We start from the raw sequence: 14,115 nt of genomic DNA on the forward strand, positions 1-14,115 counted from the left end.
TTATTCACTCCAAGTTGCGTTAAAGCGATATCCAAGTCCACGTACTGTTTCAATAGAGTTCTCAATACCAAGCTCATTAAACTTTTTACGAAGACGCGTAATGTTTACGTTCAATGTATTTTCCTCAACGAAACTTTCATCATCCCAAAGCGCAGCTAATAAATCTTCACGGCTCGCTGTACGAGGGAATTTTGATAATAACATTTCTGCTAAAATAGCTTCTTTCTTCGTTAAAAGAACTTGTTCAGATCCAAAATGAATTTCTGGACGTTCTGGAAATAGTTTTAACCCTTCTACTTCAACGATACGTTCAGAAATATTTGGTGCATAATCACCGTAAATACGGCGTAATTGTCCTTTGATTTTCGCCATTACAACGTCGTAGTGGAACGGCTTTGTAATGTAATCATCCGCACCGCTTTCAATCGCCATAATTTGTTCCATCTCACCAGCACGCGCTGAAATGAAAATAATTGGACAAGTAGATTCATGACGAATTTGACGGCACCAGTAGAAACCATCGAATTTCGGTAAGTTTACATCAAGTAAAACAAGATGTGGTTTCACAGCGTTAAACGATTCCATAATATCATCGAAATTCTCCGCTACAACAGCCTCATAACCGTACTTCTGAATGTGAGATTGCAGTAATGATGAAATATTTGGATCGTCTTCAACGATTAAAATTTTATACATATGTATATTCCTCCTCAAAAAAAACAATTGTAGCTATAGTGTATCATGTGTTTCAAGTCTTTTCATTATGTTGAAAGATAAGCTAGTAAACAGTATAGGTTAAAAGTTAGAAAAGTAAAAAGTATTATAGGAATAATTCAATATATTTTCCTTTTAAATATATGAATGAATAAAAAGTATTATATTTTTTATGAAATTTGGAACTTTATTTTGCTTACCGTCCAATATATAGTGAGAACATCGTTAAGGAGGGGGCACTACTTGGCAAGTAATGAAGATATACATATTTGGATAGAGCGTTTACTAAAAGGTGACGAGGAGGCTTTTGAATTTATATTTAACTTAACGAGTCAGAGAGTCTATGAAACCGTCTTTGCTATAGTTAAAAATCGGCATGATACAAATGAAATCGTAAATGAAATCTACTTTCAACTTTGGAAATCTATTTCAACATATGATCAATCTAGACCGTTTCTATTTTGGTTGAATGGAATTGTTTACAAACAGATTAGTCAATGGAGAAAACACATATGGAAGAGGCTGCGCTTATTTGAAAAACAACAACTAAGTGATGAGACAGTTGTAGAAGTTCCAGAAAAAGTATTATTAAGAAAAGAAACAGAAGAGCTGCTTTCCTTTTTAACCTGCGTAATCTTTAGATTTTATTCAATATAGAGTAATTGGCGTAGGGTACCAAATAAAAAGGGGCGTATAGATGATTGACAATTAACTAAAATCATTTTAACATTTAGATAAATATCTAAATGTCTAATTAATGAGGGGAAGAAAGACATTGAATCAAGCATTCAAAGCATTAGCAGATCCAACAAGGCGAAAAATTTTAGATTTATTAAAAGAAGGCGATCTAACCGCTGGTGAGATCGCTGAACATTTCAATATGACAAAACCAAGTATTTCACACCACTTAAACGCACTTAAAAATGCTGAACTTATTCAAGATGAAAAGAAAGGGCAATTCGTTGTGTACTCTTTAAACACAACGGTCTTTCAAGATTTGTTGACTTGGGTGTTTACATTTACGAATAAGGGGGAAGAGGGGAAATGAAAAAACATCTTTTTGCAATCTTATTAATCGTTATAACTTGTTTAGCTTGGGCGTTTGCTTGGCCGCATTTGCCGGATACAATTGCGACACATTGGAGCGGCGGTAAGGTAGATGGCTATTCGTCTAAATTTTACGGAATGGTTTCTATGGTCGGAATTATGATTGCATTATATATATTTCTAAATGTGATACCAAAGATTGATCCAAGGAAAGCAAATTACGAGAAATTTTCTAAAGCCTTTATGATGATGAATAATGGGGTACTATTGCTACTATTTGTAGGAAATATAGATATTATTACAAGTGGATTAGGATATAACTTATTCATTAATCGGGTACCTGAATTATTAGTTGGTGTTTTATTTTTAGTAATGGGTAATTATTTACCACAGTGTAAGCCAAACTTTTTTGTCGGGATGCGTAATCCATGGACGTTAAGTAATGAAGAAGTATGGCGGAAAACACATCGGTTTAGCGGAAAAGTATTTGTGGCGTTAGGAGTTATTATGATTATAAGTGTTTTCGCTCCGGCTGATTGGAGAACTTATATAATGCTTGGGATTATAGTAGTTGCTGTCATTATAACGAATTTATATTCTTACGTTTTGTATAAAAAAGAAATACAAATGTGAGTTATATTAGTCAAATTTTATATTTATAGTTTCTATGTGTTAAGGGATTTTAATACTCAGTGGGAATAATGAAAAGCTCACTGAGTAAATTTTTCGTTTTAAGGTCTGAAAATTCAATCGAAAAGGTGATTTTGGGGGGATTTACATGTTAGAAATTATAAATTTTAGCAAGACATATAAAGACGGTAAGAAAGCAGTTGATCATTTGAATATTGCTGTTAAAGCAGGGGATATCTTTGGATTTATTGGACATAACGGTGCGGGGAAAAGTACAACAATTAAGTCGTTAGTAGGAGTTATAGATTTTGAAGAGGGTGAAATTTTTATTGATGGACATTCAGTAAAAAAGGATCCGATTGCATGTAAGAGAGTAATGGCGTATATTCCTGATAATCCAGATTTATATGAGCAATTAACAGGAATTCAATATTTGAACTTTGTTGCGGATGTGTTTAAAGTGCCTGCGAGGGATCGGGAAGAACAGATACAGAAGTATGGGGATGCTTTTGAGATTACACCGTACTTAGGGGACTTAATATCTTCTTATTCACACGGTATGAAACAAAAAGTAGCGATTATATCGGCGGTTTTACATAAACCAAAATTATTAGTTTTAGATGAACCTTTCGTTGGTCTTGATCCAAAGGCAGCCGTAGTATTGAAAGGTATTATGAAAGAGCTTTGTGAAAAAGGAAGTGCGATTTTCTTTTCTACGCACGTTTTAGATGTAGCTGAGAAGTTATGTAATAAAGTAGCGATGATTAATAGAGGGAAATTAGCACTTTCAGGAGAAGTAAATTCTTTAATTAAGGAAGGCTCATTGGAAGAGCTCTTTATGAAGGAGCTTGCTAATGAATACTAATAGTTTAGGTCTTTTGAAAATTCGGTTGATAACGCAGCTCGGTTTAAACACCTTTAAATACGAAAAAGATAAGAAAAAGAAGCAGAATAAGATTTTGCTGACAGCATCTATTGCTCTAGTTGGTGTCATGTTAATGTTATATTGCGGAGCTTCGGCATATGGGTTGGTAAAACTAGGAATGAGTGAAATTATTCCCGTCTATGCACTAGTTATTAGCAGTGTATTAACGTTGTTTTTCACTATATTTAAGGCAAATGGAGAAATTTTTGCTTTTAAGGATTACGACTTTTTAATGTCATTGCCGATTCGCGTAAGTACTGTTATTGCAAGTAGATTTTTGTATTTATACCTGCTGAATACAATCTTTTCAATCATAATCATGCTACCAATGGGAGTTGTGTATTGTATACATGAAAATCCATCAGTTTCTTTTTACTTTATGTGGTTCATCAGTATGTTTATCGCATCTTTAATCCCAACAACAATCGCAGCAATCTTTGGAGCTTCGATTACGGCAATCGCTTCTAAATTTAAAAATACGAATAAAATAACTACGATTTTAAGTTTTATAGTAATTATTACATTCGGTTCCTTTATGCTAAAAAACGGAAATGCTCAATATAGCCTTAATGATATGAACGGAATTGGTGCAATTGTTTCGGAGCAATTAACTAAAGTGTATCCATTAGCTAACATGTTTCAAAAAGCAATTGTTAATGCTGATATGTTAGCTTTCATCTTATTTGTGGGGATATCAGTGATTTGGTATTATCTTTTTATAAAAATACTTTCGTTAAAATATAAGCAAATAAACACAGGGATCACCACTTATCATATGCTTTCAAATTATGAGATTAATAGCATGAAAAAAGAGAGTGTATTGGTCGCATTGTATAAAAAAGAGCTGACACGTTTCTTCTCTTCTACAGTGTATGTTATAAATAGTGGAATGGGAGTCGTGATGGCGCTAGCTTTCTCGCTAGCTATAGTTGTAGTAGGACCAAGCCAATTAATAGCGTATCCTGGAATTGAGCCCCTGTTGCAAAAAATTGCCCCATTTGCTATTGCAGCAGCGATTTCGATGACATGTACAACATGTGTGTCATTGTCTTTAGAAGGAAAAAATGTATGGATTATTAAATCATTGCCTATAGCGCCAAAGGTGATTTATGATAGTAAGATTCTTATGAATCTTTCATTGAGTATACCTGCATCACTTATTAGTGCTGTATTACTAATAATCGGGTTAAAGCTAGATGTTTGGAGTTCTCTTTTCATCGTCATAACACCGATAATATATTCATTATTTTCAGCAGTATGGGGGATTTTCATTAATAATCGATTTGGTTATTATGATTGGATATCAGAAACTCAAGTAGTAAAACAAAGTATAGGATCGTTTGTTGGTATGTTTGGCGGCTTAATTGTGGCGGTTATACCTGCCTTGTTAATTGGTACTGCTACTATCTCGAACTACAGAGTATTTACTTTTGCAGTTATTATAGTGCTTACGATTATTACTATTTTCTTGTATAAGAACGAGTCGAGAAGAAGTATAAAATAAAGGAGCTGCTTTTCCTTTAAAAAGGAAGAGTAGCTTCTTTATTTTGGAAAGGTTAGATTCTTATATTACTTTTTTAAAACAGGTACCCATATTTCACTTCTGAAATTCGGAGAGGATACGTCTTTACTTTCATTCCACAATATCTCTGGTCCTTCCGCTAGTTCATAGTTCGAAGAAGGGAACCATTCAGAATAAATACGTCCCCACACATTTTGTAATGCATCAGGAAATGGACCGACAGCTTCAAATATAGCCCATGTTGAAGCTGCGACTTCAAGTTGCGCGAATTGCTCTGGACAATCTTTCGTTGTGGCTACTCCAATATAGTGATCAAGTTCTCCTTTTTCCTCCATTCTCCCTTCAGAAAAATTAGTAGAGGCACTAATAATTCCAGTAGGTTCAATGTTTGAAAGGGACTTTAATGTTTGAATGGAGTCTGGGTTTAAACTTTTCCACATAGAAGCGATTTCTTCATTTACACCATTGAAAACGATTGATACTCGTTTTGTAATACCTATAATTCGAAATGGCTCTTTTTCTTCAATTCGATAATTCATTTCATTTCCTCCTTGAATGGATAACTGGAAGGTCATTGGTGAATAAGCCTTCAAAGAATGGCTACTATTTCGGGCCTCTGAAGGTGTTATACCGTGCAAGTTTTGAAATGCACGAGCGAATGAATCTGGTGAGTTGTAGCCATATTTTATAGCGACATCAATGACTTTTACATTGCTGTTTTTTAGTTCAAAGGCAGCGAGAGTAAGACGTCTACAGCGAATATAATCAGATAGTGATATGCCTGCTAAAAACGAAAACATTCTTTTAAAGTGATACTCAGAACAGAGAGCTAGCCTCGCAACTTCTTTAAAATCAATTTCATTCGTAAGGTTACCTTCAATATAGTGCATTGCATTATTCATATTTTTAAGTGAATCCATATTATGACCTCCTCTGTACATAGAATAACAGGAACGAAATAACCCCATCCGACATTTCGTGCACAACTTTGTAGGTGCATTTTTTACCTTACAAAATTGTAATGTTCCTGTAAGGAGAATGAATGGATGGTATGATATCCCAATGTTATAGTAGCAAAGTACTTTAATTCATTATGTTAACTTTTTGATGTCTTTACTTATGTGCCTTACATAACTGTCATGTTTGTGTAAGAAACATCGATAGTGGCAAGAGTAGAGAGTGTATATAGTTGAAAATAGAGAATAGAAGAAATGAGGGATGTCGAGATGAAAACAGTGTTAGAAGCAAAAAATATCGAAAAAGTGTATGACACGGGTGGTAATAAATTTGCAGCGTTAAAAGGTATTAACTTACAAGTAAAAGAAGGTGAATTCGTTGGAATTATGGGACCTTCTGGTTCTGGTAAGACGACTTTACTAAATGTTCTTTCTACAATTGATAATGCGACGAACGGTGAAATTTTAATTGATGGAAAAGATATTGTGAAGATGAATGATGATAAGTTAGCGTTATTCCGCCGCGATCATTTAGGTTTCATTTTCCAAGATTATAATTTATTAGATACGTTAACAGTGAAAGAGAATATCGCTTTACCACTTGCGTTATCAAAGGTGAAAGCGAGTGAGATTGATCGCCGCGTTCTTGAAATCTCAAAGAAATTCGGTATTGATCATATTTTAAGTCAGTTCCCATATCAAGTGTCGGGTGGACAGAAGCAGCGCTGCGCAGCATCACGTGCAATTGTTACGAATCCAAGTATGATTTTCGGAGACGAGCCAACTGGAGCGCTTGATTCTAAATCTGCAACAGATTTACTTGAAAGTATGAAGTCATTAAATGAATATGATAACTCAACAATTTTAATGGTAACGCATGATGCATTTGCAGCAAGTTATTGTAAACGAGTTATTTTCATTAAAGATGGTGAACTATATAAAGAATTGCACCGCGGTGAATCAACGCGTAAACAGTTCTTCCAAAAAGTCGTGGACGTAATGTCTTCTATTTCTGGAGGTATGGCTGATGACCTTATCTAGCATTGCCCTCCGCAACATACAGCGGAACTTTAAAGACTACTTTGTATATTTCGCATCTATGATTTTTAGTATTGTTATTTATTTTACATTTAAAGCACTGCAATATAATTCACAAATGGAAAAAGCAGCAGAAGCTTCTAAAAAGATTAGTGGTGCATTTCAAGTTTCCAGTGTGATGCTTATCATTTTCGTAGCAGTGTTTATTATATATTCGAACGGATTCTTTACACGTAAACGTAAAAAAGAAGTTGGCTTATATTCGTTATTAGGTATTCGAAAAAGACAAATTGGTAAAATGCTCTTTTATGAAAATATGTTAATGGGATTAATGTCATTAGTAATTGGGATTGCGATCGGTAGTGTCCTTTCGAAATTATTCCTTGAGTTATTAGTAAATATGATGGGATTAAATTTAAACGTTCATTTTGAAGTACCAATGGCAGCAATTATTGATACAGCAATTATTTTCTTTGTGATTATTTTATATACATCACTCCAAGGATATCGTTTAATTTATCGCTTTAAGTTAATTGAACTTTTCCGCGCAGAACGTGAAGGAGAAGCAATGCCAAAAGGATCTGTCATTATGGCGTTAATTTCAGTTTTCTTAATCGGCTCAGGTTATTTCTTAGCGTTAATGTTTATGAAAGCAGTTATGTATGCAAACTTTATGGCAGTCGCACTTTATATATTACTTGCGACAGTATTAGGTACGTATTTACTATTTATGTTCTTTACAGTATTCGTATTGAAACGTGCAAGAAATAATAAATCATCGTTTTATAACGGTATGAATATGGTAACGACGTCACAGTTACTATATCGTATTAAAGGAAATGCAAAGTCACTTGCGACGATTTCTATTTTAAGTGCGGTAACATTAACAGCGGTTGGTACGTCAGTTACGATGTATTACAACACATTTACACAATCAAAAGCAGCTATGCCATACAGTTATTCTTACGAGAAAAAAGATGCAGAGCTTGATAAGAAAGTAAATGCGATTTTTGCAGAAGAGAAGAAAGATCATCCGATCAAAGATCAAGTTGAAATTGAGACAGTTCCTGTAAAAGGGAAGTTTGAAGGAGATAAAGTTGATTTCATTCTTAATATGAATTACACGATTTCAGAGAAATATCAATTTATGTCTCAATCTGAATTTAACAAGCTTGCTAAAAAAATTGATGCGGAAACAGTGAATGTAGCTACTGGCGAAGCATTTATATATGATAGTTCTTATATGGAAGGGTATGAGTTTAGCCCCGAATATAAAGGAAATAAAGCGGTATTCCAAATTGAAAATGAAACGAAGACGTTGAAAATCCAAGGTGCAAATAATAATGCAATTACAAACTTAGGTGAACTAGTTGTTGTCGTTTCAGATGAAATGTATGAACAAGCGAAACAAGCATTTGGAACACGTATTGTAAAAAATATTGATGTAAAAGATGAAAGAAACAGTAAAGTGTTAACGGAAAAATTAGCAAAAGTGATGCCAACTGGTGTATCAGAAATGGCACCACCATTTAGAGACTTCTATACTGGTTTCCATATGGGACTGGAAGCAACTGGACTAATGATGTTCATCGGACTATTCTTAGGTTTAGTCTTCCTATTAGCGACAGGCTCAATCATTTACTTTAAGCAGCTTACAGAAGCAAGTGCTGACCGTGATCGTTACATTGTCCTTCATAAAGTCGGGGTAACGAAACAAGAAATGAAAAAAGCTATTGCAAAACAAGTGAGCTTTATCTTTGCAATTCCACTAGTAATCGGAATTCTGCACAGCTTGTTTGCATTAAAAGGTTTAGGGAACATACTGCCATTTGAAATTATGATTCCGCTTTTAATTAGTATTGGAGTATATAGTGTTATTTATATTGGATATTACTTCATCACAGTTCGTTCTTATTATAAAATCGTGAGTGCGAAGTAATAAAGGGACAGCTATCGTAATAGGGATAGCTGTTTTTTTATTCTTCATAAAATCTTAAGAAACTTCCTCAATTTTTATTAAGAAACGATAGTTATACTTAGAAACAAGTTAAAAACTATTGAACGAATGGGGAGAAGGTTACATGCAACTCATAACATTCTTACATGAATTTATTAAACATCCGAAACATACTGGTGCAATTGCGCCAAGTTCAAAAATATTAGCAAAGAAGATGGTAGATGTAATTGATTTTAATAGAGCGAAATGCATTGTAGAGCTAGGGCCGGGTACAGGAGCTTTTACGAAAGAAATTATGAAGAGAAAGAAGAAGGAGACATTATTTCTTCTTATTGAAATTAATGAAGTATTTTTCAAAGAGTTAAAGAGAAAATTTAAAGATGAGCAGAATGTGATTGTTATACATGGCTCAGCGGAAAATATAAAGAAGTATAGGGAACAATTGAATATAGAATGTATTGATTATATCTTATCAGGATTGCCTTTCACTTCTTTACCAGAAGAGGTTTCAAAGCGCATTTTAAACAGCGTAATGGAAACGATACATGAGAATGGAGAATTTATTACATTTCAATATTCACTTGTGAAAAAAGGATTTATACAGCATTTCTTCCCTGAAATTACACTAGAAAAAGTGTGGTTCAATTTCCCGCCAGCTTACGTCTTTAGCTGTAAAAAAGAGCTAAGGAGAGCATATGCATAATGGAGCTAAATGAATTAATGTCATACATTGAGCAGTATGGTTATTGGGCTTTATTTTTCTGTTTATGGTTAGGTATTATCGGTATGCCGATTCCAGATGAAATGATTGTAATGAGCGGTGGATTAGTATCATCGATGGGTATATTGGATTTGATTCCCGCCTTTTTACTAACGTATTTAGGCGTTGTATCCGGCCTTTCTTTAGGGTATATACTCGGGAAAATTTTTGGCATAAAAATACTTAATAAATTGATGAAAAAGAAAAAGACGAAGTATCTTTTAAAATCGCAAGAGATGATAGCAAAATATGGTCATTATACATTAGTTATAAGTTATTTTATACCTGTTGTGAGGCATATCGTACCGTATTTAGTAGGAATGAATAACATGTCTTTTAAAACGTATGCGATTTATTCATATGTAACAGGATTTGTATGGACGTTAGTTTATTTCTTACTAGGTTCTATATTTGGAAAGCATATAGAAGTAATAGTAACACTTGCGACCGAGTACGGTATATATTTTGGTGGCATTGTTATTGTAGTTTGTAGTATTTCTTATATGTATATGCATAAGAAGAATGCCGTAGTGAGTGAAATAAAGCAACATTCATAGTTTGGTAAATGATGCTGGAGGAGATTTTGTGAGTAAAGGAACGATACTTATCGTGGACGATGAGAAGGAAATTAGAAAACTTATCACTATCTATTTAAAGAATGAAGGTTATGAAGTATTACAAGCTGGAGATGGTGAAGAAGGTTTAGAAATAGTAAAGAAAAGAGACGTGCATCTAATCGTCCTTGATATTATGATGCCGAAAATAGATGGTATTCATATGTGTATGAAAGTGAGAGAAATAGCGGAAATGCCTATTATTATGCTGTCGGCAAAAACGCAAGATATGGATAAGATTTTAGGATTAACAACTGGGGCAGATGATTACGTAGCTAAACCATTTAATCCACTGGAACTCATTGCTCGTATTAAATCACAACTTCGGAGATATATGAAAATGAGTGGGACAAGTGTACAAGATGAAAATGAAATAGAGATTGGAGATATGAAAGTTAATATAGTAACACGGCAGGTCATTATTGCAAATGAAGAGGTGAAATTGACACCGAGAGAGTTTGAGGTATTAGAATTGCTTGTACGAAATCAAGGAATGGTATTAAATGCAGCACAAATTTATGAAAGAGTATGGAAAGAGCAAGCTTTCCAATCTGATAATACTGTGATGGTACATATTCGGAAAATACGTGAAAAGATAGAGGCGATTCCAAGGAATCCTCGGTACATTAAAACAGTATGGGGAGTTGGCTACAAGATTGAGAAAGATATTTGAACCGATAATATGGATGAATCAAGTTTTAAAAAAAATGACAGGTAAAATAGTGAGTTATTTGGAAAAGAGCATACGGATACAGCTAATGGCTACATTTACTTTTTGTACGTTACTCGGTGTATTAGTAGGATGGTCTTCATCTTCTTTTTTTGAGGATGCGAATAAAATTTCTATCATTGATTATGCATCAGGTATGGAAGCCATTGATGGACAGACACAAAGGCTTGTTGAAAGTATGACCGAGGAAGGTAAGGAAATTAATATACAAGAACTGCTTGATCAATTGAATGAACAAAATCAACTAAAGATTTTAATAATAGACGAGGATGGGAAAGTCGTTTATAAAACAAAGGGAGCGCCGGAAGAACAAATCAATCTTCATGAGACGATGCGTAATGTGATGGATTTTAAAATGGATCAAGTACGATATGTAGAGGCGCAAAATTTAATTCAAGATGGAACTGAACAAAAGCGTAAGGAGTTTACAACTTTTTATCCGGTTACTGTTAATACGAAAAATATGTATATTATTGCAAGTGGTATACCACAAGGAAATGTGAAGTATATAGTGAATGATAGCAGTCCATTTCCATCTTTACTAGGTTTTATCACTTTTATACTATCTTTCTTTTATATAACGAAAAGGAAAATGAATCAGATTGAAGCGATGGCAGAAGGAGTAAGGGAATTTTCGAAAGGTAATTTACAATATAAAATCAAACAGGCAGGTCAAGACGAAATAGGTTTATTAACTTCTAATATTAATCAAATGGCAGAAAAGCTCTTGGCTAATATAGAAAAGGAAAAACAAATAGAGAAGCAAAAAAGTGAATTGATTACAAATGTATCACATGATTTAAGAACACCACTTACTTCTATTATGGGGTATTTACGTTTACTAGGTGATGCGAAATATGAAAATAAAGAACAGCATGATGAGTATATAAAAATTGCCTTTTCAAAATCAGAGCAGTTGAAGATGTTAATAGAAGATTTGTTTGAGTATACAAAACTAACAGATGAAAATATGGCGTTAGATTCGCAAGAAGTGTGTATAAATGAACTACTTGATCAATTAATAGAAGAGCTAGTACCACAAGCGGAGGAGCATAATCTTTTTTTTGTAAAAGAATTTCAGGAAGATCGTATATATGCTGTGGTGGACTCAGAAAAAATGGTGCGTGTGTTTGAAAATCTTTTAATAAATGCAATTAAATACAGTATAGATAAAGCAGAAATTCGGGTTTTACTTCAAAGAGAAGAGCAGCATATCAAAATTTCTATAGCTAATCATAGTGAAGAATTTACAAAAAAAGAATTAGAGAATTTGTTTGAGCGTTTTTATAAAAAAGATCAATCGAGAAGTAGAGCTGTAGAAGGTTCAGGTTTGGGGCTTGCAATTGCAAAAAGCATTGTTGAATTGCACAAAGGAGAAATTCGAGAAAAACATGAAAATGGGGTTATTCAATTTATTATATTATTGCCAATTTAATTAGAAGAGCATTAGGAAATTTGGTTACATTTTAATAAGTAATAGTGCCACAATTGATTTAGAGGAAGTCTTTTAAGTGGAAGTATCTGAGAAGAGGAGAATAGAAAGTTTCATGAAAAAAATAAGCGCGTTTATCGCATTGATTATAGTTGGAGTTACATTACTTATAGTGAAGGGTGGATCTATTGTAGATCAACTCAATCCATTTATTAAAGAAGGTATTTATTATGCTGTTGTTGATAATGATGGTAAATATGGAGCCGAAAACAAAGGTTTTGCTAGATGGGAATATAAATTCAAAGGATATAATGAATCTGGTCAAGAGCAAAAGATTGCGATGACTGCTTCAAAACATTTAAGAATAGGAGCATATTTAAAGATTAGATCTAAAGGAAGTTATGGTATGGAATGGGAAGAAGTGCAAGGTGATGAAATACCAGCTAAAGTGAAAGAAAAAGTAACAATAAAACATATTTAGTTATAGAAATGATAAGTTGAACGATCAAAATTTGAATGCAATGGCAGTATATGATAATTTCTAAATTTTTTATAAAGAAAATAAAGTTTATCTGAACTTTATCTAAACTGCATTTATTCTGTATACAATCACTAGTATCCTATAGTGTGTGGATAAAAATTGATAAGGAGTAGCAGGATAATTATGCAGGTTTCTAAGAAGAAAATATTATTATTTCTTTCAATTATTCTTTTGGCTTTATTGGCGGTGTATGTATGTACAAATAATAAGCATGTCCAAAATATTGTTCATAATATAGAAGACATTTATAAAGTATATAAAGAGAATCAAGCATTGAAAGGGAAAATTGAACATCAAGAATCATTAAAGGGTAAAGTGCAAATGTTAAGTGAGGAGAAAGAAAATCTTACTAAACTTATCAATAAAACGAAAGAATTAAAGGAACAAGGAAAATACAATCTAATTCAAGCTACAGTAGTAAGGCGTGAAGCAGAAGATTGGTATGGAAAAATCTCTCTTGAGAGAGGGGCACAACATGGTGTAAAGGTTGGTATGGCTGCTATTACAGTGAACGGTTTTATTGGAAAGGTAGATAGTGTAGATCAATATACATCTGTTGTGAAATTAATTACGAGTGATGAACGAACGAATCGTTTAGCAATCACCCTTCAAAATAATTCATCCATTTTAGGATTTGTTACAGGGTATGATAAGAAAAAACAGGCCCTTCGAATTGATAATATCCCATCAGATAAAGTGAAAGAAATAAAAATAGGTGATAGCATTATTACCTCTGAATTGAGTCAGAAAATACCACCAGGTCTTGAAGTAGCAGAGGTACTAGAACAAGAACAAGATCAATATGGTCTTACTTATACTATTTATGCAAAACCAAAGGCAAATTTATATGATTTAGAATATGTTATTTTAATACAACCTAAATAATAGTTTTATATAGAGTCCATCAGAGGTGGATTAGAAACGAAGAGAATTAATGTAAAGTAAAGAGTGAGAGGGATAAGGAAAGGTAAAACGGTACTAAATTTAATAACATGTGGGTATATCTTTATATCGTTGTTATCTTATCTTTATCTTGGACAATTATAATGAAGAGGTAAACTGATGATAAGTGCAAAGTTATTAAGTATTACAGAGGGGCTTTTTTTGTCCATTTCTAATGTTAATGATTTATATAACTTTTTAAATAGACTAGAAAACCTATAAAATATCCTTCGAATTTATATTTATAAATATATTATTTAAGTGTGAGAATATTGATGTCATCTTCGTGAGAACAAAGTAAAGGTAT

Annotated in this window: 15 protein-coding genes; 13 read left to right on the forward strand and 2 right to left on the reverse strand. The window is 33.2% G+C overall.

Features of this window, described 5'->3' with window-relative positions; all coding sequences use genetic code 11:
- On the reverse strand, window positions 1–696 hold the full coding sequence (locus tag CN409_RS26095; RefSeq protein WP_000276738.1) for a response regulator transcription factor: 696 nt from the start codon (window positions 694–696) through the stop codon (window positions 1–3).
- A 261-nt stretch (window positions 697–957) separates the two neighbouring features.
- Between CN409_RS26095 and CN409_RS26100 the strand changes: the two genes are divergently transcribed.
- The 5 genes from CN409_RS26100 (at window position 958) to CN409_RS26120 (ending at window position 4,820) form a co-directional block, all read left to right on the forward strand.
- Window positions 958–1,371: a sigma factor gene (locus CN409_RS26100; protein ID WP_000157858.1), complete on the forward strand. Its 414-nt coding sequence runs from the start codon at window positions 958–960 to the stop codon at window positions 1,369–1,371.
- Window positions 1,372–1,489: 118 nt separating this feature from the next.
- Window positions 1,490–1,762, forward strand: a complete 273-nt coding sequence (locus CN409_RS26105; protein ID WP_001070526.1) for an autorepressor SdpR family transcription factor — start codon at window positions 1,490–1,492, stop codon at window positions 1,760–1,762.
- The gene (locus tag CN409_RS26110; protein WP_000716351.1) at window positions 1,759–2,394 is read left to right on the forward strand and encodes an SdpI family protein; all 636 of its coding nucleotides are present in this window, start codon (window positions 1,759–1,761) and stop codon (window positions 2,392–2,394) included. Before CN409_RS26105 ends, CN409_RS26110 begins: the two co-directional genes overlap by 4 nt.
- 145 nt (window positions 2,395–2,539) lie before the next feature.
- A complete protein-coding gene (locus CN409_RS26115; protein WP_000889752.1) occupies window positions 2,540–3,256 on the forward strand; it encodes an ABC transporter ATP-binding protein in 717 nt (238 codons plus the stop codon).
- Complete coding sequence (locus CN409_RS26120; RefSeq protein ID WP_097981107.1) at window positions 3,246–4,820, forward strand: permease; 1,575 nt, start codon at window positions 3,246–3,248, stop codon at window positions 4,818–4,820. Before CN409_RS26115 ends, CN409_RS26120 begins: the two co-directional genes overlap by 11 nt.
- Window positions 4,821–4,885: 65 nt before the next feature.
- Here CN409_RS26120 and CN409_RS26125 read toward each other — a convergent pair whose 3' ends face one another.
- On the reverse strand, window positions 4,886–5,758 hold the full coding sequence (locus CN409_RS26125; protein ID WP_000377725.1) for an AraC family transcriptional regulator: 873 nt from the start codon (window positions 5,756–5,758) through the stop codon (window positions 4,886–4,888).
- Window positions 5,759–6,064: 306 nt separating this feature from the next.
- Between CN409_RS26125 and CN409_RS26130 the strand changes: the two genes are divergently transcribed.
- The 8 genes from CN409_RS26130 (at window position 6,065) to mreC (ending at window position 13,751) form a co-directional block, all read left to right on the forward strand.
- On the forward strand, window positions 6,065–6,835 hold the full coding sequence (locus tag CN409_RS26130; RefSeq protein ID WP_000859656.1) for an ABC transporter ATP-binding protein: 771 nt from the start codon (window positions 6,065–6,067) through the stop codon (window positions 6,833–6,835).
- Window positions 6,822–8,771 carry an ABC transporter permease gene (locus CN409_RS26135; protein WP_000176146.1) on the forward strand — a complete coding sequence of 650 codons (1,950 nt, stop codon included), beginning with the start codon at window positions 6,822–6,824 and terminating at the stop codon, window positions 8,769–8,771. The genes CN409_RS26130 and CN409_RS26135 overlap by 14 nt, the downstream gene beginning before the upstream one ends.
- Before the next feature lie 142 nt (window positions 8,772–8,913).
- The gene (locus CN409_RS26140; RefSeq protein ID WP_001176071.1) at window positions 8,914–9,492 is read left to right on the forward strand and encodes a class I SAM-dependent methyltransferase; all 579 of its coding nucleotides are present in this window, start codon (window positions 8,914–8,916) and stop codon (window positions 9,490–9,492) included.
- Window positions 9,492–10,106 carry a DedA family protein gene (locus CN409_RS26145; protein ID WP_000422376.1) on the forward strand — a complete coding sequence of 205 codons (615 nt, stop codon included), beginning with the start codon at window positions 9,492–9,494 and terminating at the stop codon, window positions 10,104–10,106. The genes CN409_RS26140 and CN409_RS26145 overlap by 1 nt, the downstream gene beginning before the upstream one ends.
- Window positions 10,107–10,134: 28 nt before the next feature.
- Window positions 10,135–10,836: a response regulator transcription factor gene (locus tag CN409_RS26150; protein WP_097981109.1), complete on the forward strand. Its 702-nt coding sequence runs from the start codon at window positions 10,135–10,137 to the stop codon at window positions 10,834–10,836.
- Entirely contained in the window at window positions 10,820–12,328 is a 1,509-nt protein-coding gene (locus CN409_RS26155; RefSeq protein ID WP_097981110.1) for a sensor histidine kinase, read from the forward strand. The genes CN409_RS26150 and CN409_RS26155 overlap by 17 nt, the downstream gene beginning before the upstream one ends.
- A gap of 112 nt (window positions 12,329–12,440) precedes the next feature.
- Complete coding sequence (locus CN409_RS26160) at window positions 12,441–12,806, forward strand: YxeA family protein (protein ID WP_000723891.1); 366 nt, start codon at window positions 12,441–12,443, stop codon at window positions 12,804–12,806.
- A 183-nt stretch (window positions 12,807–12,989) separates the two neighbouring features.
- Window positions 12,990–13,751, forward strand: a complete 762-nt coding sequence (mreC, locus tag CN409_RS26165) for a rod shape-determining protein MreC (protein ID WP_001198147.1) — start codon at window positions 12,990–12,992, stop codon at window positions 13,749–13,751.
- Window positions 13,752–14,115: the final 364 nt, after the last annotated feature.

It is taken from the genome of Bacillus sp. AFS012607 (assembly GCF_002558005.1).
GTDB lineage: Bacteria > Bacillota > Bacilli > Bacillales > Bacillaceae_G > Bacillus_A > Bacillus_A thuringiensis_S.

Excerpts from the sequence above, each read along its gene's own strand:
- CN409_RS26110 (WP_000716351.1), top strand. The coding sequence starts at position 1,759 with ATGAAAAAACATCTTTTTGCAATCTTATTAATCGTTATAACTTGTTTA.
- CN409_RS26140 (WP_001176071.1), top strand. The coding sequence starts at position 8,914 with ATGCAACTCATAACATTCTTACATGAATTTATTAAACATCCGAAACAT.
- CN409_RS26115 (WP_000889752.1), top strand. The coding sequence starts at position 2,540 with ATGTTAGAAATTATAAATTTTAGCAAGACATATAAAGACGGTAAGAAA.
- CN409_RS26145 (WP_000422376.1), top strand. The coding sequence starts at position 9,492 with ATGGAGCTAAATGAATTAATGTCATACATTGAGCAGTATGGTTATTGG.
- CN409_RS26130 (WP_000859656.1), top strand. The coding sequence starts at position 6,065 with ATGAAAACAGTGTTAGAAGCAAAAAATATCGAAAAAGTGTATGACACG.
- CN409_RS26125 (WP_000377725.1), bottom strand. The coding sequence starts at position 5,758 with ATGGATTCACTTAAAAATATGAATAATGCAATGCACTATATTGAAGGT.
- CN409_RS26120 (WP_097981107.1), top strand. The coding sequence starts at position 3,246 with ATGAATACTAATAGTTTAGGTCTTTTGAAAATTCGGTTGATAACGCAG.
- mreC (WP_001198147.1), top strand. The coding sequence starts at position 12,990 with ATGCAGGTTTCTAAGAAGAAAATATTATTATTTCTTTCAATTATTCTT.
- CN409_RS26160 (WP_000723891.1), top strand. The coding sequence starts at position 12,441 with ATGAAAAAAATAAGCGCGTTTATCGCATTGATTATAGTTGGAGTTACA.
- CN409_RS26135 (WP_000176146.1), top strand. The coding sequence starts at position 6,822 with ATGACCTTATCTAGCATTGCCCTCCGCAACATACAGCGGAACTTTAAA.
- CN409_RS26095 (WP_000276738.1), bottom strand. The coding sequence starts at position 696 with ATGTATAAAATTTTAATCGTTGAAGACGATCCAAATATTTCATCATTA.